Origin of the sequence: Variovorax ginsengisoli, assembly GCF_030811835.1 — a bacterium.
GTDB classification, from domain to species: domain Bacteria; phylum Pseudomonadota; class Gammaproteobacteria; order Burkholderiales; family Burkholderiaceae_C; genus Variovorax; species Variovorax ginsengisoli_C.
This window is the reverse complement of the sequence record NZ_JAUSRO010000015.1, coordinates 137620-163425: the sequence shown is the minus strand read 5'-3', so window position 1 is coordinate 163425 and position 25806 is coordinate 137620. Positions and strand designations below refer to the sequence as shown.

The window sequence follows — 25806 nt, the reverse complement described above, 5'->3', positions numbered from 1 at the left end:
GTGCGGGGACGGCCGTCACGTTCACCCGATCTCGCGCGTGGTGGCGAGGTCGCGCAGGAACTGCTCGCAGCGCGCGAGTTGGGTGATCGACACGTACTCGTCGGGCTGGTGCGCCTGCGTGATGCTGCCCGGGCCGCACACCACGGTGGGAATGCCCGAAGCCTTGAACAGCCCCGCCTCGGTGCCGAAGGCGACCAGCGTGGTGCGCTGCTCACCCGACAGGCGTTGCGCCAGCCGGGTGACCGGGTCGTCGGCCGCGCCCAGGAAACTGGGCACCTCGCAAATGGTTTCGAAGCTGAAACCGGCATCGGGCGCCACCTTGCGCATGGTGGCTTCCTTTTCGCGGGCGAAGGCGATCACCTCGCTCTGCATCTGGTGCGCGTCGGCCGTGGGCAGGTTGCGGAATTCGTAGCGGAACTCGGCGTCGCGCGGCACCACGTTGTCGGCAATGCCGCCATTGAACTGCCCCACGCTCGCGGTGCTGAACGGCACGTCGAAGCCTTCGTAGCGCGGCTCCTCGCGCTCGAAGCCCTCGGCCATGTCGCGCACCTTGCCGACCACCCGCGCGGCCATCTCGATGGCGTTGACCGATTGCGGCGTGAGCGATGAATGCGCCTCCTTGCCGCGGACGCAGCAACGGTAGCGGTAGACGCCCTTGTGGGCAATGGCCGGCACCATGAGCGTGGGCTCGCCGATGATGCAGGCCAGCGGCTTGATGCCCCCGTCCTTCATGTCGGCGATGAGTTCGCGCACCCCAAAGCAGCCGACCTCTTCGTCGTAGCTGAAGGAGAAGTGCACGGCAAAGGGCGAATCGCTCGCCAGGAAGTGGTCGGCATTGGCCAGCGCGAGCGCGATGAAACTCTTCATGTCCGCCGAGCCGCGGCCGTACAGGCGCTGCTCGCCGCCGCCTTCCTGCACCACGGCCGACAACGGATCGACGGTCCAGGCCTGGCCGTTCCAGGGCACCGTGTCGGTGTGGCCCGAGACGATCACCCCGGCCGGCTTGCCTTCGCCGAGCGTGGCGAACAGGTTGGCCTTGGTCCGGTCGGCGTTGTAGGTCAGGCGGCTGGCCACGCCCAGCGACGCGAGGTGGTCGCGTGCGAAGTGGATCAGTTCGAGGTTGCTGTTTGCGCTGATGGTGTTCATGCGCACCAGCGTCTGCGCGAATTCGAGCCCGCGGGCCGAGAGGATGTGTGCCATGCCCGCATTCTCCCGGAACTGCCACCCGTCTCGCACGACGCGGGGAAATCCGTCATGCCGCGGGTGTAGGCTGTGTCACTGTCCACTGTCATTTGCACGCTCCGGAGAGATTCCCATGGCCCGTCCCTTCGCCTCCTGCCTCCACGCCGCGCGCCTGACGCGCACCGCCTTCGCCACGGCTGCCGCGCTCGCGCTCGGCGCCTGCGCCACGCCGTCGGGCACGCTGTCCACCCTCGACGGCAAGCCGCCGCTGGTCGTGGCGCATCGCGGTGCATCGGGCCAGCTGCCCGAAGAAACGCTGGAAGCCTACGCCCGGGCCATCGAACTGGGGGCCGACGTGATCGAGATGGACCTGTTGTCGACCCGCGACGGCGTGCTCGTCACCCGCCACGACCCGAACCTGGCCACCAGCACCGACGTCGCCGCACACCCCGAATTCGCCGCGCGCAAGAAGACCAAGCAGGTCGACGGCGAAACGCAGACCGGCTGGTTCGTCGACGAATTCACCCTGGCCGAACTCAAGACGCTGGGCGCCATCTCCACCGACGCGGAGCGCCCGCAGCAGTTCAATGGCCGCTTCAAGGTGCCCACCTTCCAGGAGGTGGTCGACCTGGCCAAGGCGAAATCGAAGGAAACCGGCCGCACGATCGCCATCTACCCCGAAACCAAGAATCCGACCTACTTCCGCGATCTGGGCCTGCCGATGGAAGACAAGCTCATCGCCATCCTGGAGGCTGCCGGCTGGAACAGCCGCAACGCACCGGTGTTCGTGCAGTCCTTCGAGCCCGGCAGCCTCAAGTACATGAAGCGCCAGGGCCTGAAGACGCCCATGGTGCAGCTGATCGACGGCGACGGCATCGACATGAAGACGGGTGCCATCACCTACGCGGTGCCGGTCGACCGCCCCTACGAGTGGACCCAGGCAGGCGATCGCCGCAATTTCAGCGTGATGGTCACGCCCGCCGGGCTGGCCGAGATCAAGACGTACGCCGACGGCATCGGCCCGTGGAAGCGCTACATCGTGAGCATCAGGGGCACCATCGGCGCCGACGGCAAGCCGGTGGATGTCAACCGCGACGGCAAGATCAACGACGCCGACGCCACCTCCACGGCGCCCACCACGCTGGTCGCCGACGCGCACCAGGCGGGCCTGTTCGTGCACCCCTTCACCTTCCGCAACGAGTCGCGCCGCCTGGCGTCCGACTACCAGGGCGACGCGAAGAACGAATACCTGGCCTTCTATCGCCTGGGCGTGGACGGCGTATTCACCGACTTCACCGATACGGCGCTGGCCGCCCGCGCGACCTACCTGCAGCAAGCCGGCCGCTGAGCCAGCGTCAGGGAACTGCGCCGCGAGACACCGCGGATGCCGCACGGAGTGCGCAAAGCCTGGGGCTGTGCAACACTTCCTGCATGAAACTCCTCGACTCGCTCGTCACCCAAGCGGCTGGCATCGCCTCGATCCGACGCGACATCCACGCCCACCCCGAACTCTGCTTCCAGGAGGTCCGCACGGCCGACGTGGTGGCGGCCAAGCTGACCGAGTGGGGCATCCCGATCCACCGAGGCCTGGCCACCACCGGCGTGATCGGCATCCTGAAGAACGGCACCAGCTCCCGCGCCATCGGCCTGCGCGCCGACATGGACGCCCTGCCGGTGACCGAGCTCAACACCTTCGCGCACGCCAGCCAGCACCAGGGCAAGATGCACGCCTGCGGCCATGACGGCCACACCGCCATGCTGCTGGCCGCGGCGCAGCACATGGCCACGCACCGCAACTTCGATGGCACCGTGTACCTGATCTTCCAGCCGGCCGAAGAAGGCGGCGGCGGCGCCCGCGAGATGGTCAAGGAAGGCCTGTTCGAGCAATTCCCCATGGACGCCGTCTTCGGCATGCACAACTGGCCCGGCATGAAGGTCGGCCAGTTCGCCGTGAGCCCAGGCCCGGCCATGGCGTCGAGCAACGACTTCAAGATCACCATCCACGGCAAGGGCGGCCATGCCGCGCTGCCACACACAGGCATCGATCCGGTGCCGGTGGCCTGCGAGATGGTGCAGGCCTTCCAGACCATCCTCACGCGCACCAAGAAGCCGACCGACACCGGGCTGATCTCGGTCACGATGATCCATGCGGGCGAAGCCAGCAACGTGATCCCCGACAGCTGCGAGCTGCAGGGCACCGTGCGCACCTTCACGCTGGAGGTGCTCGACATGATCGAGGCGCGCATGAAGAAGATCACCGAGCACATCAGCGCCGCGCACGACGCGACCTGCGAGTTCCACTTCAACCGCAACTACCCGCCGACCATCAACAGCGCCGCGGAAGCCGATTTCGCGCGCGAGGTGATGGCCGAGATCGTGGGCGCCGACAACGTGCTGATGCAGGAAGCAGCGATGACGGCCGAAGACTTCTCGTTCATGCTGCTGGCCAAGCCCGGCGCCTACGCCTTCATCGGCAACGGCGACGGTGCGCACCGCGACATGCACCATGGCGGCGGCCCCTGCACGCTGCACAACGCCAGCTACGACTTCAACGACGACCTGATCCCGCTGGGTGCGACCTGCTGGGTGCAGATGGCCGAGAAGTTCCTCGCACCCAAGGCGCCCGCATGACGATGAAAGCGGCCGACGCCTTCTCGCCGACCTATGCGAAGGCACGCCAGAAGTTCCTGCAGGCCTGCGTCGGCGCGGGCCTGAAGGTCGAGACCCACCCGCACCCGCTCAAGGGCTGCGAGGGCGAGGACCTGGCGATGGACGTCGTCTACGACGGCCCGGCCGACGCCACGCGGCGCCTGGTGATCAGCAGCGCCTGCCACGGCGTCGAAGGCCACTGCGGCAGCGGCGTGCAAGTGTTTGCGCTGCACGACGCCGCATGGCGCGCCCAGGCGCGCGCGGCCGGCGTCGGCGTGCTCTACGTGCACGGGCTCAATCCGCACGGCTTTTCCTTCAGCCGCCGGGTGACGCACGAGAACGTCGACCTGAACCGCAACTTCATCGACTTCACCCAGCCGCTGCCCGTGAATACCGGCTACGCGAAGTTGCATGCCCTGCTGCTGCCGGCGGAATGGCCACCCGCAGCCGACACCCAGGCCGCGCTGGCGCACTGGATCGACCAGCACGGCATGCTCGCCTACCAGGCGGCCGTGACCGCCGGGCAGTACCAGTTCGACGACGGGCTGTTCTTCGGCGGCCAGGCGCCCACGTGGAGCAACCGGACCTTCCGCCAGGTGCTGCGCACGCACGGCGCGCCCGCCGCGCGCCTGGCGTGGATCGACCTGCACACCGGCCTGGGGCCCAACGGCCTGGGCGAACGCATCTTCGCCGGCCGCGACGACCCCGCCGCGTATGCGCGCGCCAATGCGTGGTGGGGCAGCGCGAAGGCGCCCGTCACATCGATCTACGACGGCTCTTCGAGCGCCACCCTGCTGACGGGCCTCAACTGGAACGCGGTCGCCCAGGAGTGCCCCCAGGCCGAGGCCACGGCCATCGCCCTCGAATACGGCACGCTGCCGATGATGGAGGTCATGGCCGCCCTCCAGGCCGACCACTGGCTGCACGCGCATGCGGACCGGGCCACACCGGACCTGGCCGAAGCCATCCACGCGCGCATGCGCGACGCCTTCTACACCGACACGGATGCGTGGAAGCGGCAGATCGTCGACCAGGCGCGCGAAGCCATGGTCCAGGCGGTACAGGGCCTCTCGGCCTGAACGTCAGCCGCCGCGCTGTGCGGCGATGACGAGCAGCCCGTCCATGATGAGCCCGTCGACCAGTTCGAAGGCGGTGGCCATCGATGGGGCCATCTTCCAACCGGCGCCCCCGGTCATGTAGCAGGCCGGCGCTTCGCCGCAATGCGACTGCACATGCTGGCGCATGCGCTCGACGGCACCCGCGATGGCATAGGTGCCGCCGCTGGTCAGTGCATCGCTGGTATTGGTGGGAAACTCTCGCACCTCGCCGGTGGGCACGTGCAGGCCGGCCGTCCCCGACTCCAGCGCACGCAGCATGATGCCGTGGCCCGGCAAGATCAGCCCCCCGAGAAAGCGGCCCTCGGCGTCGATCGCCTCCACCGTGACCGCCGTGCCGATCATCACCACCACCATCGGCCGCGCCCGCCCCTGCTGCAGCATGCGGTGGCGTGCACCGATCATGGCCACCCAACGGTCGGAACCCAGCCGCGTGGGATGGTCGTAGCCGTTGGTGAGGCCGGCTTCCGCGGCGCTCGAGACGACCCAGCGCGGCGTGCAATCGAAGCGCTCTTCGATCTGCTCTTCGGCGCGGCGGCGAACGGCATCGCCGGCCACCACGCAGCCGAGCATGGCGTCGGGCGCGGGCAAGGCGGCCCAGGGGCCGTCGGCCAGGCGCTCGATGTGATCGAGGAATTCAGCACCCTGGGCCAGCAGCGCGGCACCTGGACGCCCTGCCTCGAAAAGCGCCCATTTGAGGCGCGTGTTGCCGATGTCGATCGCAAGGAATGTCATGCGCGGGATTATTGCGACTTTGTGGACAGTCCTGGCAATCACGCGTCGACACCAACCTGGTGGCCTAGTTCTGCCGCCACGGCAACTGGTGAAAGCGCCAGCCGCCCGTAGCGCCCCGATGCCCTTGGGCGTCGGGGTTTCCTTCGAAGCCTTCGAGGATGTTGTAGGCCTCGATGCCCAGCTCGGTGGCACGCCGGGCTGCGGCAATGGAGCGCACCCCGCTGCGGCACAGCAACATGACCTTGCCACCCGGAGGCACAGCAGCGCGCAGGCCTTCGTCGAAACCCGCATTCATCGCCATGCCCGGCCATTGCTTCCACGCGAGCGGCACGGCGCCGGGCACGAAACCGACCCACTCGCGCTCGGCGTCCGTGCGCACATCGACCAGCACGGCATCGCCGCTGGTCAGCCACCGAGCGGCCTGCTCGGGCGTAATGTCACCGGCGTAACCGTCTGCGGGCAACACGCCCGACTTTGCATCTGCTGTCATTGGCCCATCCTCCAGGTTCAGGGTATGTGGACGACATTGTCCCTGCACGCGGGGGCCCTCCGGCTACAGTTGGCGGCAAGCAAGGAACAATCATCATGGCGACTTTCGATTTCGACCTTTTCGTGATCGGTGGCGGCAGCGGCGGCGTGCGTGCGGCACGCATGGCCGCGCAGCGCGGTGCCCGCGTGGCGCTGGCCGAAGTGGCGGAGCTGGGCGGCACCTGCGTGAACGTCGGCTGCATCCCCAAGAAACTCTACAGCTACGCCGCCGGCTATGGCGACGCTTTCGAAGAGGCCGCGGGCTACGGCTGGACCGTGGACAAGCCCCGTTTCGACTGGGCACGGCTTCAGAGCCGGCGTGCGGACGAAATCCACCGACTCAATGGAATCTACGGCGGCCTGCTGGGCACGGCGGGCGTGACCCTGATCCAGGGCTGGGCCCAGCTGGCCGACCCTCATACCGTGCAGGTAGGCAAGGCCCGATACACGGCGCAGCACATCCTCGTGGCGACGGGTGGCAAGCCCTTCGTGCCCGAGATACCGGGTCGCGAGCATGCACTGGTGTCTGACGCCATCTTCGACCTCACACCGTTCCCGCAGCATCTGGTGATCGTGGGCGGTGGCTACATCGCCTGCGAATTCGCATCGATCTTCCACGGCCTTGGCGCGCGGGTGACGCTGCTCAATCGCAAGCCCCATCTGCTCGACAGTTTCGACAGCGACGTGCGCGAGTTCGTGGCGCGCGAGATGGGCAAGGCGGGTGTGGACATCCGGCTCAACGTGGAGGTCACCATGCTCGACAAGCGCGGTGGCAACGGCGTGAACGTGGTGCTGTCCAACCACGAGCACATCCAGGCCGACGCGGTGCTCTATGCCACCGGCCGCACGGCCAACACGCAAGGCGTCGGGCTGGAAGCGGCTGGCGTTGCGCTGGACGCACGCGGCTCGATCGTGGTCGACAGGCACTACCGAAGCTCGATCGCTTCGGTGTATGCGCTGGGCGACGTGTCGACGCGGATGCAGCTCACGCCGGTGGCGCTGGCCGAGGCCATGGCCCTGGTCGACACGCTCTTTGGCGAAGGTAAGCGGCGCGTCGACTACGAATACATTCCCACCGCCGTGTTCACTCATCCCAACATCGGTACCTGCGGCTATACCGAGAGCGCGGCGCGTGCCAAATTCGGCCAGCTCACGATCTTCAGCACCGAGTTCAAGGCGCTGCGCCACACGCTGTCTGGCAGCCAGGAGCGCATCTTCATGAAGCTGGTGGTTGACACCGCCAGCGACCGCGTCGTCGGCCTGCACATGGTCGGGCCCGACGCCGGAGAAATCGTGCAGGGCTTCGCCGTGGCGATGCGCGCGGGCGCGACCAAGGCGATGTTCGACAGCACCATCGGCATCCACCCGACCATCGCGGAAGAGTTCGTGACGATGCGCGAAGCGAACCCGTAACAGAACCGCGGGCGCTGCATTGCACAATGCAGCCATGCCTTACATGCCGCCCTTCGTCGCCCCCGCCCGCTACACCGACGCCGCCGCCGCGCTGGCACAGGTGCAGAAGATCTATCAGGGCGCGCTCGCCCATCTGCGCAGCTCGATGCTGCGCTTCGTCGCCGGCGAATCGCTGCCGGGCCGCGTGCGCGCCTGCTACCCGTTCGTGCGGGTCCACACGCACACCGTGTCGCGCCAGGTGCCCGCCACCACGTCGGGCCTGAGTTACGGCTTCGTGGCCGGCCCGGGGCGCTACGAAACCACGCTCACCCGGCCCGATCTGTTCCATCGGTACTACCTGGAGCAGTTCCGCCTGCTGCTGGAGAACCACGGCGTGGAGCTGGAAGTCGGCACCGCCACGCAGCCGATCCCCATTCATTTCTCGTTCGCCGAGAACGACCACATCGAAGGCACGATGAGCGTGGAGCGCCGCGCGCTCATGCGCGACGTGTTCGACCTGCCCGACCTCGCGAGCATGGACGACGGCATCGCCAATGGCACCTTCCGCGCGCGGCCCGGCGAGCCGGAGCCGCTGTCGCTGTTCACGGCAGCGCGTGTGGACTACTCGCTGCACCGGCTGCGCCACTACACGGGCACCGCGCCCGAATGGTTCCAGAATTTCGTGCTGTTCACCAACTACCAGTACTACATCGACGAATTCATGGCGCTCGGGCACAAGGAGATGTCGAACCCCGACAGCCCCTACATCGCCTTCATCCAACCCGGCAACGTGACCACCTACCGCAGCGGGTACGACGGCCCCGAAGGCGGCATTGCGCCGCCGCGGCTGCCGCAGATGCCGGCCTACCACCTGGTGCGTGAAGACCGCACCGGCATCACGATGGTGAACATCGGCGTCGGCCCGTCGAATGCCAAGACCATCACCGACCACATCGCCGTGCTGCGCCCGCACGCCTGGATGATGCTGGGCCACTGCGCGGGCCTGCGCAACAGCCAGCAGCTGGGTGACTACGTGCTGGCCCACGCCTATGTGCGCGAGGACCACGTGCTCGACGAAGAGCTGCCGCTGTGGGTGCCGATCCCGGCGCTGGCCGAGATCCAGCTGGCGCTGGAGAAAGCCGTGGCCGACGTGACGCAGATCGACGGCCCCGACCTCAAGCGGATCATGCGCACCGGTACCGTGGCGAGCACCGACAACCGCAACTGGGAACTGTTGCCGGAAAACGAACCCCAGCGCCGCTTCAGCCAGAGCCGGGCGGTGGCGCTGGACATGGAGAGCGCGACCATTGCGGCCAACGGCTTTCGCTTTCGCGTGCCCTACGGGACGCTGCTGTGCGTGAGCGACAAGCCGCTGCACGGCGAGATCAAGCTGCCGGGCATGGCCAACCAGTTCTACCGCGAGCGCGTGGAGCAGCATCTGCGCATCGGCATGCGCGCCATCGAGATCCTGCGCAGCGAGGGCTCGACACGGCTGCACAGCCGCAAGCTTCGCAGCTTCGCGGAAGTGGCCTTCCAGTAGCGCGAACCCATAGGACGAAAAAAAGCGATGAAGATGGGCACTGAAGGCAGCCGCCTGGTCTACTCCACCGACACCGGGCGCATCTGCCCCGACTGCGGCCAGCCGAAGGCCGCCTGCATCTGCAAGCAAGCCAAGGCGGCTGCGCCCACGGGCGACGGCGTCGTGCGGGTGTCGTACGAAACCAAGGGCCGCAAGGGCAAGGGGGTGACCGTCGTGCGCGGCGTGCTGCTCGACGACAAGGCGCTCACGCTGCTGGGCAAGCAGCTGAAGTCGGGTTGCGGTTCGGGCGGCACCACCAAGGACGGCGTGATCGAGATCCAGGGCGACCACCGCGAGTTCGTGATCGCCGCGCTGCAAAAGCAGGGCCTCACCGTCAAGCGCGCAGGCGGCTGACATGGCGCCAGAAGACCTCGAGAAGCTGGTGCGCATGGAGATGCCTTTCGGCAAGTACAAGGGCACGCTGATCGCCGACCTTCCGGGCAACTACCTGACCTGGTTTGCACGCGAGGGCTTTCCGAAGGGCGAGATCGGCCGGCTGCTGCAGCTGATGCACGAGATCGACCACAACGGCCTGTCCGGCCTGCTCCGGCCGCTGCGCCGCTAGAACCGGTCCAGCGCCAGCGCGACCGGTTCTAGCGGCGCAGCGCTGGGCCCGTCATTCGTCGCGGCGGGTGGCGGCGCGCAACTTGTCCTTCTTGCTGGGCCGCTTGCCCTTGACACCGCCGTTGTCGGCACCGGGCACAGGTGCGGCGGCCGGTGTGCGCGCCTCCATGGGCTCGAAACCGGCCACCCGCTCGCGCGGCACGTTCAGGCCCTGGCGTCGCTCGATCAGCGCGAAATGCGCGTCCATGTCGGCCGTGATGAAACTCAGCGCCACGCCGCTTTGCCCGGCACGGCCGGTGCGGCCGATGCGGTGCACGTAATCGACCGAAGAGCGCGGCAGGTCGTAGTTGACCACCACCGGCAGCTGCACGACGTCGAGCCCACGCGCGGCCAGGTCGGTGGCCACCACCACCTTCACCCGTGACGCCTTGAAATCCTCGAGCACCTGGGTGCGTTTGCCCTGGCTCAGCACGCCATGAAAAGGCTCGGCCTCGATGCCGGCTTTGCGCAGCTTGTCGGCCACGATCTCGGCCGCGTACTTGGTCGCAACGAAGACCAGCACGCGCGTCCAGCCGCTGTCCTTGATCAGGCGCGCCAGCAATTGGGTGCGCCGACGATCGTCGACCTCGATCGCGCGTTGCGAAATGGCCGGCTCGGTGGCCGGCTCCGAGGCGATCTCGATGCGCACCGGATCGCGCAGCAGCGCATCGGCGAGCGTTTCGATCGCCGCCGGAAAGGTGGCAGAAAACAGCAGGTTCTGCCGCGGCTGGGGCAGCAGGTCGACGAGGCGCGCCAGCTCCTCGGCAAAGCCGAGATCGAGAAGACGGTCCGCCTCGTCGAGCACCAGCATGGCCACGGACGACAGCCGCAGCGCGTTGTGCCCGATCAGGTCGAGCAGCCGGCCCGGCGTGGCCACCATCACGTCGGCACCGCCGCGCAGCGCCATCATCTGCGGGTTGATCGACACGCCGCCGAAGGCGACCGCGATCTTGGGTGGGCGGGGCAGATGCTGCGCCAGGCTGCGCAGCGATTCCCCCACCTGCGCCGCGAGCTCGCGTGTGGGCACGAGGATCAGCGCGCGCACCCGGCGTGGTGACTCCTGCGCACCGGACGACAGCGCCTGCAGCACCGGGAGTGCATACGCGGCGGTCTTGCCGGAACCCGTCTGCGCCATGCCGCGCACGTCGCGGCCGGCCAGGATGGCGGGCACCGCTTGGGTCTGAATGGGGGTGGGCACGCTGTAGCCACGCTCGGCGGCAGCGCGCGCCAGCGCAGGCAATAAACCCAAAGAAATGAATGGCATGTAAGAAATCGGAAACGAGACGGTGGTTCGGCGGGACGTTCGAGGATAGCCAGCATCGCGCTTGCTCGCTCTGTATCCCGCGTGAAATTAACCAGAAAGGCTCAACAAGAAGAGCCGCGCCTCCTCTATTGCAAACTGATGTTTTTTTGCCACTTTCATGTTTCTTAAAACCATTTGCGCAAAAGCCGCCGGTATAGCGCACAATCCGGAAACGTGCAAAACAGACAGTTCTGTTAGGCACGGTACGGTGATCGGTCAGTTTCGCGCCACAGCGCTCTTCAGTTAGTTGTGATTCTGGGACTCCATCGCTTTGTTTTTTTGGTTTGAATTAGGAGTCCCACCATGGGCAAGAAACTCTACGTAGGCAACCTGTCCTACAACATCCGTGACAACGACCTCGAGCAGGCATTCAGCCAGTACGGCTCGGTGGCAAGCGCCAAGGTCATGATGGAACGTGAAACCGGCCGTTCGAAGGGCTTCGGCTTCGTCGAAATGGGTTCGGACGCTGAAGCGCTCGCAGCCATCGAAGGCCTGAATGGCCATTCGCTCGACGGTCGCGCACTCACCGTGAACGAAGCCCGTCCGATGGAACCCCGTCCTGCTGGCGGTGGTTTCGGTGGCGGCCGTAGCGGCGGCGGCGGTGGTGGCGGCTACGGTGGTGGCGGCGGCGGCGGTTACGGCGGTGGCGGTGGCCGCAGCGGTGGTGGCGGCGGTGGTTACGGCGGCGGCGGCGGTGGCCGCGGCGGCTACTAAGCCCTCCCCCACACACAAGACAAAAGGCTCCTTCGGGAGCCTTTTTTGCGTCTGTGCAACTGGCAGCGCCAAGGCCTGCGATTCACCCGCGCTGCCGTACGGGCGCGTGCCCGGGGTCAGTCCACCGTCAGGCAGCTGCGACCACGCTCTGTCCTCCAAAAACAGAGGGCCGAGGCAAATGGGAATCAAGAGTCAAAAAGACTTCTTTTCGGGGGTTCTGTTCACTGCCCTGGGCGCCCTTTTCACGATGGCCTCCACCACCCTGGACATTGGAGATGATGCCCACATGGGCCCAGGCTACTTTCCACTGATGCTGGGCATCATCCTGGACCTGCTGGGACTGATCGTCATTTTCCGGTCGCTGGTGGTGGAGACCACCAGCGGCGACAAGATGGGCAAGTGGGCCTGGAAGCCGGTTTTCTGCGTGATTGCAGCCAACCTTGCCTTCGGTGTGCTGCAGGGGGGTCTGCCCAGCATCGGCGTGCCGGCCATGGGGATGATGATCGCGATCTACGCGCTGACACTCATCTGCAGCCTCGCAGCCAAGGATTTCCAGCTACGCAGTGTGCTGATGCTCGCCACGGTGCTGGCAGTGGGCAGCTATGTGGCCTTCGTCTGGGTGCTCCAGCTGCAGATCCAGGTCTGGCCGACCTTCATTGCCGGTTGATGCGCACCTACCGTCAGGGGCCGGAGCGTCGCGGCTTGACGCGGGATGCCGCTTCCTTGGCGTTCCTGCGGGCCGTCTCCACATCGGCTGCATGCGCCAGCGCCACGCCCATGCGGCGCTTGACGAAGCTTTCGGGCTTGCCGAACAGCCGAACGTCGGTGCCGGGGACCTTCAGCGCATCGGCCACGCCGTCGAAGGCAATACCGGTGGCGTCGACCCCACCGTAGATCACGGCACTGGCGCCAGGGCTCTGGAGCGTCGTGTCGACGGGCAGGCCCAGGATGGCGCGGGCATGCAGCTCGAATTCGTTCTGCCACTGCGTGGCCATCGTGACCATGCCGGTGTCGTGCGGACGCGGGCTCACCTCGCTGAACCAGACCTCGTCGCCCTTGACGAAGAGTTCGACGCCGAAAAGCCCCTGCCCGCCCAGGTCGGACGTGACCTTCTCGGCAATCGCCTGCGCCTTGCGCAGCGCAGCCGGCGCCATCGGGTGCGGCTGCCAGCTCTCGACATAGTCGCCGCTGACCTGCACATGGCCGATGGGCTCGCAAAACGAGGTCTGCACCGCGCCAGCGGCGCCGATGGCGCGCACGGTCAGCAGCGTGATCTCGTAGTCGAAGTCGATGAAGCCTTCGACGATCACGCGGCCGTGGCTCACGCGGCCACCGGCCATCGCATAGTCCCAGGCCTTCTGCACGTCGGCCGGACCGTCGATCTTGCTCTGGCCCTTGCCGGAGCTGCTCATCACGGGCTTGACGATGCAGGGGTAACCGATGCCCTTTCCATCCACGCCCTCGATGGCGGCCTGCAGTTCGGCGAGCGAGTCGCAGAACTTGTAGGGGCTGGTGGGCACACCCAGTGTTTCGGCGGCCAGGCGGCGGATGCCTTCGCGGTCCATGGTCAGGCGGGCGGCCCGGGCGGTGGGAATCACGCGCACAACACCGGCGTCTTCGAGTTCCTGGAGCATCGGCGTGGCAATGGCTTCGATTTCGGGCACCACGAGGTGAGGCCGCTCGGCCTCGATCAGCGCCTTGAGCTGGGCCGGATCGCTCATGGTGATGGTGCGCGCGTGATGCGCGACCTGCTGGCCGGGCGCGTTCTCGTAGCGGTCGACCGCAAGGGTTTCGACGCCGAGGCGCTGCAGGGCGATCAGCACCTCCTTGCCGAGTTCGCCGGAGCCGAGGAGCATCACGCGGGTTGCAGAAGGGGAAAGAGGGGTGCCGAGGGTCGTCATGGACGCCACTTTAATGCAGGCGTCCCGATGTCACCCGCGGGAACGGCCTGGCACGGCGGCTGCGACACAATCGATCCCAGTGGTCGCATTCACGGCCGTCCTGTTCTTTCCCATCCCACTCCAGGAGCACTTCAATGAGCATTCAAACGGTCGGCATCATCGGCGCCGGCACCATGGGCAACGGCATCGCGCAAGCCTGCGCGGTCTCGGGTGTCAAGGTCGTGATGGTAGACATCTCCCAGGCAGCCGTCGACAAGGGACTGGCCACCGTGTCGGGCAGCCTGGACCGTCTGATCAAGAAGGACAAGCTCACCGCCGAGCAGAAAAAGGCAGCGCTGGCGCTGATCCAGGGATCGACGAACTACGACGATCTGAAGGGCGCGCAGCTCGTGATCGAGGCGGCCACGGAAAACTACGAACTCAAACTCAAGATCCTCAAGCAGGTCGACGCGATCCTGCAGCCCGAAGTCATCGTGGCGTCGAACACGTCCTCGATCTCGATCACCCAGCTGGCCGCGGCCACCTCGCGCGCCGATCGCTTCATCGGCATGCACTTCTTCAACCCGGTGCCGATGATGGCGCTGGTGGAGATCATCCGTGGCTATCTGACGAGCGACGCCACGCACGACGCCGTCAAGGCGCTGGCCGAAAAGCTGGGCAAGTCGCCGATCACGGTGAAGAACGCGCCGGGCTTCGTGGTCAACCGCATCCTGGTGCCGATGATCAACGAGGCCTTTTTCGTGCTGTCCGAAGGCATCGCAACGCCCGAGGACATCGATGCCGGCATGAAGCTGGGCTGCAACCAGCCGATCGGTCCCCTGGCGCTGGCCGACATGATCGGGCTGGACGTGTGCCTGGCAGTGATGGAGGTGTACCTCAAGGAGTTCGGCGACTCGAAGTACCGCCCCTGCCCGCTGCTCAGGGAAATGGTCGCGGCGGGCCAGCTCGGCCGCAAGACGGGCCGCGGCGTTTACACGTACTGACCCCCAACAAAAAAAGGAGACAACCCATGACCGCCACCCCCACCACCCCGCCCGCAGAAGGCTGCATCGACACGCAGGTACTCGACCACGTGCTGCTGATCGGCATCAACCGGCCTGCCAAGCGCAATGGCTGGACGCCGCCGATGTTCAGGCAACTCGCCGAGGCGTATACGCGCCTGGACGACGACCCCGCCCTGCGCGTGGGCGTGCTTCATGCCATGGGAGATCACTTCACGGCGGGGCTCGACCTGCCCCTCATCGCCCAATACATGAAGCAGGGCAACAAGCTGGTGCCGGACGACGGCACGCTGGTGGAGCCGCACAACATGGGGCAGCCGGGCTACCGGCGGCGTACCAAGCCGATGGTGGCGGCGGTCAAGGGCATCTGTTTCACGGTCGGCATCGAGCTGATGCTGGCGGCCGACATCGTGGTGGCGGCCGATAACTGCCGCTTCTCGCAACTGGAAGTGCAACGCGCGATCATGGCGTCGGGCGGTGCCACGATCCGCATGGCCGAGCGCGCCGGCATGGGCAACGCCATGCTGCACCTGCTGACGGCCGACGAATTCGACAGCGCCGAGGCTTATCGCCTCAACTTCGTGCAGAAGGTGGTGCCGGCCGGCCAGGAACTCGACGAAGCATTGAAGATCGCGCAGCGCATCGCCGCGCAGGCACCGCAGGCCGTGGTTGCGACGCGGCTCAACGTGCTGCGCGCGATCGAGGAAGGCGCCGTTCAGGCCACGCAGGATTTCGAGCCGGTCAAGCGGCGCCTGCTGCACAGCGAGGATGCCGCAGAAGGCATCCGTTCCTTCATCGAGCGCCGTCCGGCGAAGTTCACGGGCCGCTGAGCCGGAGCCACTGACCCCATGTCGCATTCCTTCCGCCCCCTCGCGCTCGCCGCGATCTTTTGTGCTTGCACCATGAACGCCAGCCAGGCCCAGACGCCGTCCGCCCCCGCCCTGCCCGATCCTGCCGCCACGTCGGTGGGCGCGATGGGATGGATGCAGGGCTTTCCGCCGTCGGCCGACAAGCTCATCGTGTTCGAGAACCCCATGAGCGGTGCCTTTCCGCGCAACCGCTGGACCTTTTCGCATGTGCGTGAACTGGGTCCGACGGCCAACGTCTGGCGCGGCCCCGGCGCCGCCAGCGCGCTGGTGGCGGCGCCGCGCGATCTCGATGGCGTGGTCTTCCAATCGATGGGCGGTGAGGCGCTGAACTTCGGCCAGATGCTCACCCGCACGTACACCGACGGGGTGCTTGTGCTGCACAAGGGCCGCGTGGTCTACGAGAAGTACTTCGGTGCGCTCACGCCCGAGCGTCCGCACTTGGCGATGTCGGTCACCAAGTCCTTCGTGGGCACCCTGGCCGCCATCTCGGTGGCCGAAGGCAAGCTCGACCCGGCCGCGCCGGTGACGCAGTACCTTCCCGAGATGAAGGACACCGCATACGGCGACGCTACGGTGCGCCAGGTCATGGACATGACCATCGGCGTGAAGTATTCGGAGAACTACGCCGACCCGAAGGCGGAGGTGTTCGACTACGCACGGGCCGGCGGCATGATGGCCTCGGGGCCGAACTACGCGGGCCCAAGGACCTTCTACGATTTCCTGAAGACGCTGCAAAAGGAAGGCGAGCACGATGACGGATTCGCCTACAAGACGGTGAATGCCGAGGTGCTCGCATGGATCCTGGCGCGCGCCAACAACCAGTCGCTTCCCGAACTGCTGAGCGAGAAGATCTGGCGCCGCATCGGTGCCGAGCAGGACGCGTACTTCATGGTCGACCGCATTGGCACGGCGTCGGGCGGCGGCGGACTCAACACCACCTTGCGCGACCTCGCCCGCTTCGGCGAGGCCATGCGCAACGGCGGGCGCGCCAACGGCCAGCAGGCGATTCCTGCTGCGGCAGTGGCCGACATCACGCGCGGCGGCGATCCGGCCAAGTTCGCCAAAGGCGGCTATGCGCTGCTGCCAGGCTGGTCGTACCGTGACATGTGGTGGATCACGAACAACGAACATGGCGCCTACATGGCACGCGGCATCCACGGCCAGAGCATCTACGTCGACCCGAAGGCGGAGATGGTGATCGTGCGCTACGCAGCGCACCCCATCGCAGCCAATTCGGGCAACGACTCACTCACGCTGCCGGCGTTCCACGCCGTTGCGAAGGCGCTGCTGGCGCCCTGAAAGCGCGCCAGCAGTCCGACCCTATCGGTCGGATGGAATTATATTGCGCACAATTTAATTGCACGAGATAATTCAGGCCATGCGCTCCGCCCCCACCACCCTCGCCGCTCACGACATGCAACAGCTGGACAACCAGCTGTGCTTCGCGATGTATTCGGCGTCGCTGGCCATGACGCGGCTCTATAAACCCTTGCTCGAAAAGCTCGGCCTGACCTACCCCCAGTACATCGTGATGCTCGCCCTGTGGGAACGCGACGGCGTGATGGTCTCCGAACTCGGCGAGCGGCTCTCGCTCGACTCCGGCACGCTCACGCCCCTGCTCAAGCGCCTGGAAATCGGTGGCTTCGTGGCGCGGGTGCGCGACGTGGCCGACGAGCGCCGGGTGCACGTCACGCTCACTGCTGTGGGCCGCAAGCTGAAGGCCCGCGCCGCAGGCGTGCCGGCATGTCTGCTGGCGGCCTCGCAGTGCTCGGTGCCACAGCTCGTGCAGCTCACGCAACAGATTCAGACCCTGCGCGATCGCATCAAGGCCGCCTGACGCGCAACCCTTTTCCCCCGTGCTTCGAAAGAAGCTTTCTTCACCCCACCTCCAAAGGAACCACCATGACCACGAAACTCGACAAAGTGCTCTACACCGCCGAAGCCCATACCGTCGGTGGCCGCGACGGCGCCGGCAAGTCCAGCGACGGCGCCATCGACGTCAAGCTCAGCTCGCCCGGCTCGGGCAAGCCCGGCACCAATCCCGAGCAACTGTTCGCGGTCGGCTACGCCGCCTGCTTCATCGGCGCCATGAAGGCCGTGGGTCCGAAGATCAGCGTCAAGGTGCCTGACGACGTTTCCATCGACTCCAAGGTTTCCCTCGGCCCGACCAATGGCGGCGCGGCCTACGGCATCTCGGTGGCCCTGGCCATCACCCTGCCCGGCCTGGACGACGCGCAGAAGAAGCTGCTGGTGGACACCGCCCACCAGGTGTGCCCTTACTCGAACGCCACCCGCGGCAACATCGACGTCGAAATCACCATCGCCTGATCGCAGGCGCCTGCCGGCCACGGCCGGCGGCACCAGGGCGACTCCGCCAACGCGGGGTCGCCTTTTTGCTTTGGCGAAAACCACAGGCGTCTCGCGTTGCCTGTCGTGTCCCCCGCGCGACGCGACCGGGCTCGCCCAGTGGCAGTTTTCATGGCGCTCGGCTAAGGTACGGCGATGCCGACAACCACCCTCCTCGTCCGCCGGGACCAGCTCGCCACCACCCGCCTGCGCACGCAGGAAGACAGCCCGCTGAAGCCGGGTGAAGTGCGCGTGCGCATCGACGCCTTCGCGCTCACCTCCAACAACATCACCTACGCGGCGTTCGGCGACGCGATGGGTTACTGGCAGTTCTATCCGAGCGGTGAAGAGGGCTGGGGCCAGATCCCGGTGTGGGGCTTCGCCAGCGTGTCCCAATCGCTGCATCCCGGCGTGGCCGTGGGCGAGCGGCTCTACGGTTACTGGCCGATGGCATCGAGCACCGTGCTCGCGCCCGATCGCCTGTCGGCGTTGCGCTTTGCCGACGGCGCACCCCATCGCGCCGAACTGGCGGCCGTCTACAACCAGTATTTCCGCTGCACCAGCGACCCGCTCTACACGCCCGACACCGAAGCCACGCAGGCACTGCTGCGTCCGCTCTTCATCACTTCCTGGCTGATCGACGACTTCCTGGAAGACAACGACTTCTTCGGCATCCGTTCGCAGGGCACGCCCGGCGTGGTGGTGCTGTCGAGCGCGTCGAGCAAGACGGCCTACGGCACCGCCTTCCTGCTGCATCAGCGGCCCGGCGTCGAGGTCGTCGGCCTCACCTCCGCGGCCAACAAGGCGTTTTGCGAGAGCCTGGGGTGCTACCACCGCGTGCTCGCCTACGAAGAACTCGACCAGGTTGCCGCCGATGCGCCCTGCGTCTACGTCGACTTTGCCGGCAATGGCGAACTGCGACGCGCCATCCACACGCGCTTTGCGAACCTGCGCTACAGCAGTTCCATCGGCGGCACGCATGTCGACCAGTTGGCTGCGAGCGGCGCTGGAAAGCGCTTGCCGGGACCCCGCGCCACGCTGTTCTTCGCACCGGCGCAGATCAAGAAGCGCACCGCCGAATGGGGTGCCGACGTGTTCGGCCAACGCATGGCAGCGGCCTGGCGTGCATTCGTCGCGCAGGTAGGTGGCGAGGGCAGCGAGGCGAGCGCGCGATCGCCTTGGCTCACCGTCACGCACCACCGGGGCGACGCAGCCGTGCAGGCGGCATACGCGCAGGTGCTGGCCGGCCGGGGTGACCCGCGCACAGGCCATATTCTGTCGCTCGCCCCCGGCACCGACGCCGGGTAGCGACAATGGCTGCATGACCCTTTCTGCAGCGCCAGCGAACACCCACCCTTACGAGAGCCTCACGCCGGACGTGGTGCTCGACGCGCTCGCCACGCTCGACCTGCACGGCGACGGCCGCCTGACCGGCCTCAACTCCTACGAAAACCGCGTCTACCAGGTGTTCCTGGAAGACCGCAGCGCGGTCGTGCTGAAGTTCTATCGGCCCGGCCGCTGGAGCGCGGACGAGATCATGGAAGAGCACGCCTTTGCGCTCGAGCTCGCTGCCGCCGAGGTGCCCGCCGTGGCGCCGCTCACGCTGCACGGCCGCACGCTGCACCACCACGCGGGCTTCGCGTTCAGCGTGAGCCCCTACCGCGGCGGCCGCGCGCCGGAGCTCGACGACTTCGAGGTGCTCGAATGGGTCGGCCGCTTTCTCGCGCGCATCCACACCATCGGCATGCGACGGCCATTTGACGCGCGTCCGACCCTCGACCTGCAGAGCTTCGGCACCGCCTCGCGCGACTGGTTGCTGGGCAACGAGAAAATCCCGCTCGACGTGCAGCGCGAATGGGAGACGGCGTGCAACGAGGCGCTCGCGCGCATCGAAGCCACGGCGCTGGGCGCAAGCGGCGATGCCAGCCTGCGCAAACTGCGGCTGCACGGCGACGTGCATCCAGGCAACATCCTCTGGACGCCGACCGATCGGCCGGGCGGCGGTCCGCACTTCGTCGATCTGGACGACGCGCGCACCGGCTTTGCGGTGCAGGACCTGTGGATGCTGCTGTCAGGCGAACGTGCGCAGCGCACCGGCCAACTCAGCGGGCTGCTCGACGGCTACGAACAGTTCCGCGAGTTCGACCGCCGCGAGCTGGCGCTGGTCGAGCCGCTGCGCACGCTGCGCCTGATCCATTACAGCGCCTGGCTCGCGCGCCGATGGGAAGACCCGATCTTCCCGATCAACTTCCCCTGGTTCGGCTCGAGCGACTACTGGAAGGGCCAGGTGCTCATGCTGCAGGAGCAGTGCGAGGCGATGGACGAGGAACCGCTTTACGCCTGAAGGGATGCCGCGCCGCAGCGCGGCACGTGATCAGCCCACCAGCAGCACGTTGACGCGGCGCAGATAGGCCGCCGGGTCGGCCGGCATACCGCCTTCGGCCAGCAACGCCTGGTCGAACAGGATGTGCGCGAGATCGTCGAAATGCGCCGCGCTTTCCAGGCGCTTGACCAGCGGATGCTCTGCGTTGACTTCCAGCACCGGCTTGAGCTCGGGTGCCGGCTGGCCGGCCTGCTTGAGCATGCGCGCGAGCTGCGTGCTCATGCCGCCGTCCTGCACCACGAGGCAGGCTGGCGAGTCGACCAGGCGGGTCGTCACGCGCACATCGCTCGCCTTGTCCTTGAGCGCTTCCTTGAGCTTGTCCAGCACCGGCTTGAAGGTTTCGGCCGTTGCCTCGGCCGCCTTCTTCTCATCCTCGTCCTGCAGCTTGCCCAGGTCGACCGCGCCCTTGGCCACGCTTTGCAACGGCGTGCCATCGAAGTCGTGGAGGTAGTTCAGCGCCCACTCGTCGACGCGGTCGGTCATCAGCAGCACTTCGATGCCCTTCTTCTTGAAGACTTCGAGCTGCGGGCTGTTCTTGGCTCCGGCGAGCGTATCGGCGGTGATGTAGTAGATGGCTTCCTGGCCGTCCTTCATGCGCGCCTTGTAGTCGGCAAAGCTCACGCTGACCGTGTCGCTGGTGCTCGAGGCGAAACGCAGCAGCTTGGCGATGCGCGCGCTGTTGGCCATGTCTTCGCCCAGGCCTTCCTTGAGCACGGCGCCGAACTCGGCGTAGAACTTCGCGTATTTGCCAGCGTCTTCCCCGCCCGCAAACTCGACGGCGGCTTCTGCGGCCGGCACCGTGGCGTCAGTCTTCTTGTCGACGACATCGGTCACGCCTTCGGTCGGCTCGGGCGCGGGCACCGATTCACCGGACCCCACATCGATCTTGCCGGCAGCGTTCTCGACGGCGCTCTTTTCCTTCTTTGCCAGGTCTTCGAGCATCGACAGCACGCGCTTGGTGCTGCCTTCGCGGATGGCCTTGACGTCGCGGCTCTCCTGCAACAGCTCGCGGCTCACGTTGAGCGGCAGGTCCGACGAGTCGATCACACCCTTGACGAAGCGCAGGTAGCTGGGCATCAGCGCCTCGGCGTCGTCCATGATGAAGACGCGCTTGACGTACAGCTTGACGCCCGCGGTCTTGTCGCGGTTCCACAGGTCCATCGGCGCCTTCGCCGGGATGTAGAGGAGCTGCGTGTATTCGGTGCTGCCTTCCACGCGGTTGTGGCTCCAGGTCAGCGGCGCCTCGAAGTCGTGGCTGATGTTCTTGTAGAACTCTTCGTACTCTTCCTTGGTCACGTCCTTCTTGGCGCGCGCCCAGAGTGCGCTGGCCTTGTTGACGGGCTCCCATTCACCGGTCTTGACCATGTCGCCGGGCTGGTCGTTCTCGCCTTCCTTCCACTCCTCGGCTTCCATCAGGATGGGCAGCGAGATGTGGTCCGAGTACTTGGCGATGACGGACTTGAGCTTCCAGAGGTTGAGGTATTCCTCGGCCTCCTCGCGCAAGTGCAGTGTGACGCTGGTGCCGCGCTGGGCGCGCTCGATGTCGGCGACCTCGAAGTCACCCGTGCCGGTGCTGGCCCAGCGCACCCCTTCATTCACGGGGGCGCCGGCGCGGCGCGACTCGACCGAAATGCGGTCGGCCACGATGAAACCGGAATAAAAGCCCACGCCGAACTGGCCGATGAGCTGCGCGTCGGTCTTCTGGTCTCCACTGAGCTTGCTCATGAAGTCCTTGGTACCGCTCTTGGCGATGGTGCCCAGGTTGTCGATGGCTTCCTGCTTGGACAGACCGATGCCGTTGTCGGCAATCGTGATGGTCTTGGCCGCCTTGTCGAAGGACACGCGCACTTCGAGGTTGGGCGCGTCCTCGTACAGCGCCGCGTTGTTGATGGCCTCGAAGCGCAGCTTGTCGCACGCGTCGGACGCATTGGAAATCAACTCACGAAGAAAGATCTCCTTGTTCGAATAGAGCGCATGCGTCACGAGATGCAGCAGTTGCGCAACTTCGGCCTGGAAAGGGAGGGTGGTAGAGCTGTTGTTGGACATGTCTCGAGATGAACCAGGGAAAAGTGGACGAACGATCGGGGAATCCGCGATTCTACGAAGCCCTGGATTTAGGGCCTCGACGCCAGATTTCAACAACTGTGTGGGGTATTCGTGAACAGATGCCGATCTGCCGCCCGAGTTCGCGCCGTCCCGTGAAAAAGCGACAGAACCCGTCCCTAGAATCCGCCCGCCGCGGCTACCACCGGACGGCCATGTCACACATCAGGGATTCCAAAAATGCAACACAGCAACATCAAGAAATGGTCAGCCGAATTCATCGGCACGTTCTGGCTCACGTTCGGCGGCTGCGGCAGCGCCGTGCTGGCGGCCGCCTTCCCGCAGTTGGGGATCGGGTTCACGGGTGTGGCGCTGGCCTTCGGCCTGACGGTGCTCACGGGGGCCTATGCGCTCGGCCCCATCTCGGGCGGCCATTTCAACCCGGCCGTGTCGGTCGGCCTGTGGGTCGGAGGGCGTTTCCGCGCTGCCCAACTGCCCGGCTACATCATCGCCCAGGTCCTTGGCGCGATTGCCGCCGCCGGCTTGCTGTACGTGATCGCCACAGGCAAGCCCGGTGCCGACATCGGCGGATTCGCCACCAACGGCTACGGGGCGCATTCGCCCGGCGGCTTCGACCTGACGGCCGCCCTGGTGACCGAAGTGGTGCTGACGGCCATTTTCCTGATCGTGATCCTCGGCGCCACCGCACGCCATGCGGCGGCCGGCTTTGGTGGCATGGCCATCGGCCTGTGCCTGACGCTGATCCACCTGATCTCGATTCCGGTGACCAATACCTCGGTCAATCCGGCGCGCAGCACCGGCCCGGCGCTCTTCGGGCCGGCCTACGCCATGTCCGAGCTGTGGCTCTTCTGGGTCGCGCCGATCGCGGGCGCCGTGCTGGGCGCCCTGATCTACAACCTGCTGCTCAAGGAAGACTGACACCGGCCTCGATGGCCGGTGCACCGCATCAGCTGCCTGTGCTCAGACCCGGCATCGGCATGGCGGTCGACTGGCCGATAGCTTCGGTTCCGGTCGGACGCGCCGCCGCCATGGCGCCACGCTGCACGTCATCCAGGGACGTCATGGAGGCAGGAATCACCGCGCTGGTGGACTGGCCGATGGCTTCCGTTCCCGAAGCATGCGAAGCTGCCACCGCATCGGCTTCCACCTGCGCGTTGCTGGGCGAATTCAGGGACAAGGGACGGTAGTCGGAACCATCGCTCGTCTGCGCAAAGGCTGCACCGGCGGCCAGCACGCTGCATGCGGCCACGGCACCGAGAGCCAAGCGTCGAAGGGTGTGTGTCATGAAGTTCTCCTGAAGTGAAGCGGAAGGTCTCGCACCGCAAACCCAAGCGGCTGTGGTGGACCTTCGATCACTGTAGGCCTGCTCTCTGAGGCCAGCGTGAGCGAAGTCTTAGCCGACCATGAGCATCACGCCGCCAGATACACCCGCGCCACCAGCCCGGTTCGACCTTCGCGCGGCAGCAGTTCGATCCGCAGGCCGTGGCGCTGTGCCGCCGCACGGGCAATGGCCAGGCCCAGGCCGCTGCCGTCCGACGGGGCACCGGCCACGCGGAAGAACCGGTCGAACACCCGCTCTCGCAACGCGGGCGCGATGCCTGGCCCGTCATCGACCACGTCCACGACCGGACGCCCGGCCACCGCATGCAACCGCACGTCGACGGTGCCCCCTTCGGGCGCATAGCGGATCGCGTTGTCCACGAGGTTGTCGAACACGCTGCGCAGCTCGGTGACGGGCGCCCGGACGAACACCGCCACCGTGCCCTCGAAGCCCACGTCGATGCCGCGCCGGTCGGCCAGCGGCAACAGGCTGGCGAGGGTCTCGCGCAGCAGCAGGGCCACGTCCACGGGCGCTGCGGCCGCATCCGGCGGCGCCTCCTGTCGCGACAACGCCAGCAACTGCACCACCAGGTGCTGGGTGCGCAACACGCCGGCCTCGAGCTGCGCAAAGCGGCTGGCCGCTTCACCGGCAGGCACGTGCGCGCGCAGGTTGTCGATCTGCAGGCGCACCGCTGCCACGGGCGTGCGCAACTCGTGCGCCGCATCCTGCACGAAGTGTTGCTGCGTTTCCATGGAGGTGCGCATGCGCGCGAGCAGGCCATTGAACGCAGCGACCAGCGGTGCGATTTCCTCAGGCACGCGGGCCAGCGACAAGCCGGACGGGCTGCGCTCGTCCTGGGTGGCCACCTCGCTGGCCACTTCGCGCAGCGAGCGCGAGACGGTCGACACCACCGCCCACAGCATGCACAAGGCCACCGGCAGCCACAGCAGGATCGGCAGGCCCTCCCACAACGCGCGCCGCACGACCCGCCCGAGGCGATAGCCATGGCTTTGGAGCACCTGGATGCGAGGCGAGGCGGCGCCGTTGCCCACAGGGGCGGTGTACACGCGCCAGCCACCCACCTCGCTGGCGCTGGCCGCCTGGTGGAATCCCGGTGTGGCCTGCAGCGGCAGCACCGCCTCGGGCCAGCTGCTTGCGAGCAGCTCGCTGCCGTCGTGCGTCCACACCTGGACGACCATGGCACCGCGACGGCTCACTTCCTCGCCTGTGAGTCCGTCCAGGGGTGGCACCGCGCGCCGCGTGGCATGCGAACGGGCCACCAGCAGCATCTGGTCGTCCATGAACTGCTGGATCGAACGGTCGAAGGCCAGGTACGACAGCCAGGCCGTCACGACCATGGCCAGCAGGTTCACGGCCACCAGCCAGCGCAGCAGGCGTCCGCGCAGCGACGGCGGCCGGCCCCACGGCAACCTCACATCACCACCACGCGCCAGCCGAGCCCGCGCACGTTGCGGATCGCGTCCGGCCCGATCTTGCGCCGCATGCCGTGGATGAGCACGTCGACGGCGTTGCTGGTGACCTCCTCGCCCCAGCCGTAGAGACGGTGCTCGAGTTGCTCGCGCGAGAGGATGGCGCCGGGGCGTTCGAGCAGCGCGTGCAGCAACGCGAATTCGCGCGCGGTGAGCGCCTCGCGCTGGCCGTCGACGAGCACCTCGCGCGTCGTCAGGTCGAGCTGCAGGCCCGCCCCGCCGATCAGCGAATGCGCCGATCCGTCGCGCCGCCGCACCACGGCACGCATGCGCGCGAGCAGCTCGCGAAACTCGAAGGGCTTGAGCAGGTAATCGTCGGCGCCCAGGTCGAGCGTCCGGATGCGGTCTTCCAGTCCATCGCGGGCGGTCAGCACCAGCACCGGAGTGACGTCGCCCCGGTCTCGGACGCGCCGCAGCACCTCGACACCGTCGTGTCCGGGCAGGCCAAGGTCCAGCAGCGCACAGGTGTAGCCGCCATCGGCCAGGGCGCTGAGGGCCAGCACGCCATCGCGCACCCAGTCGACCGACCATCCCGCGCCCTCGAGCGCCAGGCTCAGGCTGCGACCGATCATCTCGTCATCCTCGACCAGCAATGCGCGCACGGCGTCTCCTCGGAATCGTCACGGGTCCG

General features: G+C 66.8%; 26 protein-coding genes. 17 read left to right on the top strand and 9 right to left on the bottom strand.

The annotated features are described in order from the left end of the window. Positions 1-21: 21 nt before the first annotated feature. Positions 22-1200, bottom strand: a complete 1179-nt coding sequence (argE, locus tag J2W36_RS21535; protein WP_307691815.1) for an acetylornithine deacetylase — start codon at positions 1198-1200, stop codon at positions 22-24. 115 nt (positions 1201-1315) lie between these two features. Here argE and J2W36_RS21530 point away from each other — a divergent pair, with 115 nt between their 5' ends. The 3 genes from J2W36_RS21530 (at position 1316) to J2W36_RS21520 (ending at position 4910) form a co-directional block, all read left to right on the top strand. Continuing rightward, positions 1316-2530 carry a glycerophosphodiester phosphodiesterase gene (locus J2W36_RS21530; protein ID WP_307691814.1) on the top strand — a complete coding sequence of 405 codons (1215 nt, stop codon included), beginning with the start codon at positions 1316-1318 and terminating at the stop codon, positions 2528-2530. An 83-nt stretch (positions 2531-2613) separates the two neighbouring features. Next, on the top strand, positions 2614-3813 hold the full coding sequence (locus tag J2W36_RS21525) for a M20 aminoacylase family protein (RefSeq protein WP_307691813.1): 1200 nt from the start codon (positions 2614-2616) through the stop codon (positions 3811-3813). A gap of 2 nt (positions 3814-3815) precedes the next feature. Continuing rightward, on the top strand, positions 3816-4910 hold the full coding sequence (locus J2W36_RS21520) for a M14 family metallopeptidase (protein ID WP_307691831.1): 1095 nt from the start codon (positions 3816-3818) through the stop codon (positions 4908-4910). Positions 4911-4913: 3 nt separating this feature from the next. Here the strand turns inward: J2W36_RS21520 and J2W36_RS21515 are convergent, their stop codons facing one another. Next, complete coding sequence (locus tag J2W36_RS21515; RefSeq protein WP_307691812.1) at positions 4914-5681, bottom strand: type III pantothenate kinase; 768 nt, start codon at positions 5679-5681, stop codon at positions 4914-4916. 64 nt (positions 5682-5745) lie between these two features. Then, positions 5746-6171, bottom strand: coding sequence for a rhodanese-like domain-containing protein (locus J2W36_RS21510; RefSeq protein ID WP_307691811.1), 426 nt, complete (start codon positions 6169-6171; stop codon positions 5746-5748). Between the two features lie 95 nt (positions 6172-6266). Between J2W36_RS21510 and gorA the strand changes: the two genes are divergently transcribed. The 4 genes from gorA to J2W36_RS21490 are packed head-to-tail and all read left to right on the top strand — an operon-like array spanning position 6267 to position 9745. Then, a complete protein-coding gene (gorA, locus tag J2W36_RS21505; RefSeq protein WP_307691810.1) occupies positions 6267-7622 on the top strand; it encodes a glutathione-disulfide reductase in 1356 nt (451 codons plus the stop codon). A gap of 34 nt (positions 7623-7656) precedes the next feature. Then, on the top strand, positions 7657-9141 hold the full coding sequence (locus J2W36_RS21500; protein WP_307691809.1) for an AMP nucleosidase: 1485 nt from the start codon (positions 7657-7659) through the stop codon (positions 9139-9141). A 27-nt stretch (positions 9142-9168) separates the two neighbouring features. Then, positions 9169-9534, top strand: coding sequence for a translation initiation factor Sui1 (locus J2W36_RS21495; RefSeq protein ID WP_307691808.1), 366 nt, complete (start codon positions 9169-9171; stop codon positions 9532-9534). 1 nt (position 9535) lies between these two features. Continuing rightward, positions 9536-9745, top strand: coding sequence for a DUF3820 family protein (locus J2W36_RS21490; protein ID WP_307691807.1), 210 nt, complete (start codon positions 9536-9538; stop codon positions 9743-9745). 51 nt (positions 9746-9796) lie between these two features. Here J2W36_RS21490 and J2W36_RS21485 read toward each other — a convergent pair whose 3' ends face one another. Continuing rightward, positions 9797-11047: a DEAD/DEAH box helicase gene (locus J2W36_RS21485; RefSeq protein WP_307691806.1), complete on the bottom strand. Its 1251-nt coding sequence runs from the start codon at positions 11045-11047 to the stop codon at positions 9797-9799. A gap of 342 nt (positions 11048-11389) precedes the next feature. Between J2W36_RS21485 and rbp the strand changes: the two genes are divergently transcribed. Both rbp and J2W36_RS21475 read left to right on the top strand, forming a co-directional pair. Then, complete coding sequence (rbp, locus tag J2W36_RS21480) at positions 11390-11800, top strand: RNA-binding regulator (protein ID WP_307691805.1); 411 nt, start codon at positions 11390-11392, stop codon at positions 11798-11800. Positions 11801-11978: 178 nt separating this feature from the next. Further along, entirely contained in the window at positions 11979-12467 is a 489-nt protein-coding gene (locus tag J2W36_RS21475; protein ID WP_307691804.1) for a tripartite tricarboxylate transporter TctB family protein, read from the top strand. Positions 12468-12480: 13 nt separating this feature from the next. On the opposite strand, the gene purT is transcribed toward J2W36_RS21475, so the two are convergent. Beyond that, on the bottom strand, positions 12481-13701 hold the full coding sequence (purT, locus tag J2W36_RS21470; protein WP_307691803.1) for a formate-dependent phosphoribosylglycinamide formyltransferase: 1221 nt from the start codon (positions 13699-13701) through the stop codon (positions 12481-12483). 47 nt (positions 13702-13748) lie between these two features. Between purT and J2W36_RS21465 the strand changes: the two genes are divergently transcribed. The 7 genes from J2W36_RS21465 to J2W36_RS21435 all read left to right on the top strand — a co-directional run bounded on the left by J2W36_RS21465 (position 13749) and on the right by J2W36_RS21435 (position 20261). Further along, a complete protein-coding gene (locus tag J2W36_RS21465) occupies positions 13749-14684 on the top strand; it encodes a 3-hydroxybutyryl-CoA dehydrogenase (protein WP_307691830.1) in 936 nt (311 codons plus the stop codon). Between the two features lie 26 nt (positions 14685-14710). After that, the gene (locus J2W36_RS21460) at positions 14711-15532 is read left to right on the top strand and encodes a crotonase/enoyl-CoA hydratase family protein (RefSeq protein WP_307691802.1); all 822 of its coding nucleotides are present in this window, start codon (positions 14711-14713) and stop codon (positions 15530-15532) included. A gap of 72 nt (positions 15533-15604) precedes the next feature. After that, positions 15605-16870: a serine hydrolase domain-containing protein gene (locus tag J2W36_RS21455; protein WP_307691801.1), complete on the top strand. Its 1266-nt coding sequence runs from the start codon at positions 15605-15607 to the stop codon at positions 16868-16870. Between the two features lie 79 nt (positions 16871-16949). After that, positions 16950-17408 (top strand): MarR family winged helix-turn-helix transcriptional regulator, encoded by a 459-nt coding sequence (locus J2W36_RS21450; RefSeq protein ID WP_307691800.1) that lies wholly within the window; start codon positions 16950-16952, stop codon positions 17406-17408. Between the two features lie 65 nt (positions 17409-17473). Further along, positions 17474-17899, top strand: a complete 426-nt coding sequence (locus J2W36_RS21445; RefSeq protein ID WP_307691799.1) for an organic hydroperoxide resistance protein — start codon at positions 17474-17476, stop codon at positions 17897-17899. 174 nt (positions 17900-18073) lie between these two features. Next, complete coding sequence (locus tag J2W36_RS21440; RefSeq protein WP_307691798.1) at positions 18074-19225, top strand: DUF2855 family protein; 1152 nt, start codon at positions 18074-18076, stop codon at positions 19223-19225. 13 nt (positions 19226-19238) lie between these two features. Continuing rightward, the gene (locus J2W36_RS21435; RefSeq protein ID WP_307691797.1) at positions 19239-20261 is read left to right on the top strand and encodes a serine/threonine protein kinase; all 1023 of its coding nucleotides are present in this window, start codon (positions 19239-19241) and stop codon (positions 20259-20261) included. 30 nt (positions 20262-20291) lie between these two features. On the opposite strand, the gene htpG is transcribed toward J2W36_RS21435, so the two are convergent. Continuing rightward, positions 20292-22346 (bottom strand): molecular chaperone HtpG, encoded by a 2055-nt coding sequence (gene htpG / locus J2W36_RS21430; RefSeq protein ID WP_307691796.1) that lies wholly within the window; start codon positions 22344-22346, stop codon positions 20292-20294. Between the two features lie 237 nt (positions 22347-22583). On the opposite strand from htpG, the gene aqpZ reads away from it, so the two are divergent. Continuing rightward, the gene (aqpZ, locus tag J2W36_RS21425; RefSeq protein WP_307691795.1) at positions 22584-23282 is read left to right on the top strand and encodes an aquaporin Z; all 699 of its coding nucleotides are present in this window, start codon (positions 22584-22586) and stop codon (positions 23280-23282) included. Between the two features lie 28 nt (positions 23283-23310). Here aqpZ and J2W36_RS21420 read toward each other — a convergent pair whose 3' ends face one another. From J2W36_RS21420 to J2W36_RS21410, 3 genes are all read right to left on the bottom strand, one after another. Beyond that, a complete protein-coding gene (locus J2W36_RS21420) occupies positions 23311-23649 on the bottom strand; it encodes a hypothetical protein (protein WP_307691794.1) in 339 nt (112 codons plus the stop codon). Between the two features lie 125 nt (positions 23650-23774). Further along, complete coding sequence (locus J2W36_RS21415) at positions 23775-25121, bottom strand: sensor histidine kinase (protein WP_307691793.1); 1347 nt, start codon at positions 25119-25121, stop codon at positions 23775-23777. Next, positions 25118-25777 (bottom strand): response regulator, encoded by a 660-nt coding sequence (locus J2W36_RS21410; RefSeq protein WP_307691792.1) that lies wholly within the window; start codon positions 25775-25777, stop codon positions 25118-25120. Before J2W36_RS21410 ends, J2W36_RS21415 begins: the two co-directional genes overlap by 4 nt. Between the last annotated feature and the right edge of the window lie 29 nt (positions 25778-25806).

Coding starts and splice junctions, on each gene's coding strand:
- J2W36_RS21435 (WP_307691797.1), top strand. CDS start 19,239: ATGACCCTTTCTGCAGCGCCAGCGAACACCCACCCTTACGAGAGCCTC.
- rbp (WP_307691805.1), top strand. CDS start 11,390: ATGGGCAAGAAACTCTACGTAGGCAACCTGTCCTACAACATCCGTGAC.
- J2W36_RS21520 (WP_307691831.1), top strand. CDS start 3,816: ATGAAAGCGGCCGACGCCTTCTCGCCGACCTATGCGAAGGCACGCCAG.
- J2W36_RS21485 (WP_307691806.1), bottom strand. CDS start 11,047: ATGCCATTCATTTCTTTGGGTTTATTGCCTGCGCTGGCGCGCGCTGCC.
- J2W36_RS21490 (WP_307691807.1), top strand. CDS start 9,536: ATGGCGCCAGAAGACCTCGAGAAGCTGGTGCGCATGGAGATGCCTTTC.
- J2W36_RS21530 (WP_307691814.1), top strand. CDS start 1,316: ATGGCCCGTCCCTTCGCCTCCTGCCTCCACGCCGCGCGCCTGACGCGC.
- purT (WP_307691803.1), bottom strand. CDS start 13,701: ATGACGACCCTCGGCACCCCTCTTTCCCCTTCTGCAACCCGCGTGATG.
- gorA (WP_307691810.1), top strand. CDS start 6,267: ATGGCGACTTTCGATTTCGACCTTTTCGTGATCGGTGGCGGCAGCGGC.
- J2W36_RS21450 (WP_307691800.1), top strand. CDS start 16,950: ATGCGCTCCGCCCCCACCACCCTCGCCGCTCACGACATGCAACAGCTG.
- J2W36_RS21510 (WP_307691811.1), bottom strand. CDS start 6,171: ATGACAGCAGATGCAAAGTCGGGCGTGTTGCCCGCAGACGGTTACGCC.
- aqpZ (WP_307691795.1), top strand. CDS start 22,584: ATGCAACACAGCAACATCAAGAAATGGTCAGCCGAATTCATCGGCACG.
- J2W36_RS21495 (WP_307691808.1), top strand. CDS start 9,169: ATGAAGATGGGCACTGAAGGCAGCCGCCTGGTCTACTCCACCGACACC.
- J2W36_RS21445 (WP_307691799.1), top strand. CDS start 17,474: ATGACCACGAAACTCGACAAAGTGCTCTACACCGCCGAAGCCCATACC.
- J2W36_RS21515 (WP_307691812.1), bottom strand. CDS start 5,681: ATGACATTCCTTGCGATCGACATCGGCAACACGCGCCTCAAATGGGCG.
- J2W36_RS21455 (WP_307691801.1), top strand. CDS start 15,605: ATGAACGCCAGCCAGGCCCAGACGCCGTCCGCCCCCGCCCTGCCCGAT.
- J2W36_RS21525 (WP_307691813.1), top strand. CDS start 2,614: ATGAAACTCCTCGACTCGCTCGTCACCCAAGCGGCTGGCATCGCCTCG.
- argE (WP_307691815.1), bottom strand. CDS start 1,200: ATGGCACACATCCTCTCGGCCCGCGGGCTCGAATTCGCGCAGACGCTG.
- J2W36_RS21420 (WP_307691794.1), bottom strand. CDS start 23,649: ATGACACACACCCTTCGACGCTTGGCTCTCGGTGCCGTGGCCGCATGC.
- J2W36_RS21475 (WP_307691804.1), top strand. CDS start 11,979: ATGGGAATCAAGAGTCAAAAAGACTTCTTTTCGGGGGTTCTGTTCACT.
- htpG (WP_307691796.1), bottom strand. CDS start 22,346: ATGTCCAACAACAGCTCTACCACCCTCCCTTTCCAGGCCGAAGTTGCG.
- J2W36_RS21500 (WP_307691809.1), top strand. CDS start 7,657: ATGCCTTACATGCCGCCCTTCGTCGCCCCCGCCCGCTACACCGACGCC.
- J2W36_RS21440 (WP_307691798.1), top strand. CDS start 18,074: ATGCCGACAACCACCCTCCTCGTCCGCCGGGACCAGCTCGCCACCACC.
- J2W36_RS21460 (WP_307691802.1), top strand. CDS start 14,711: ATGACCGCCACCCCCACCACCCCGCCCGCAGAAGGCTGCATCGACACG.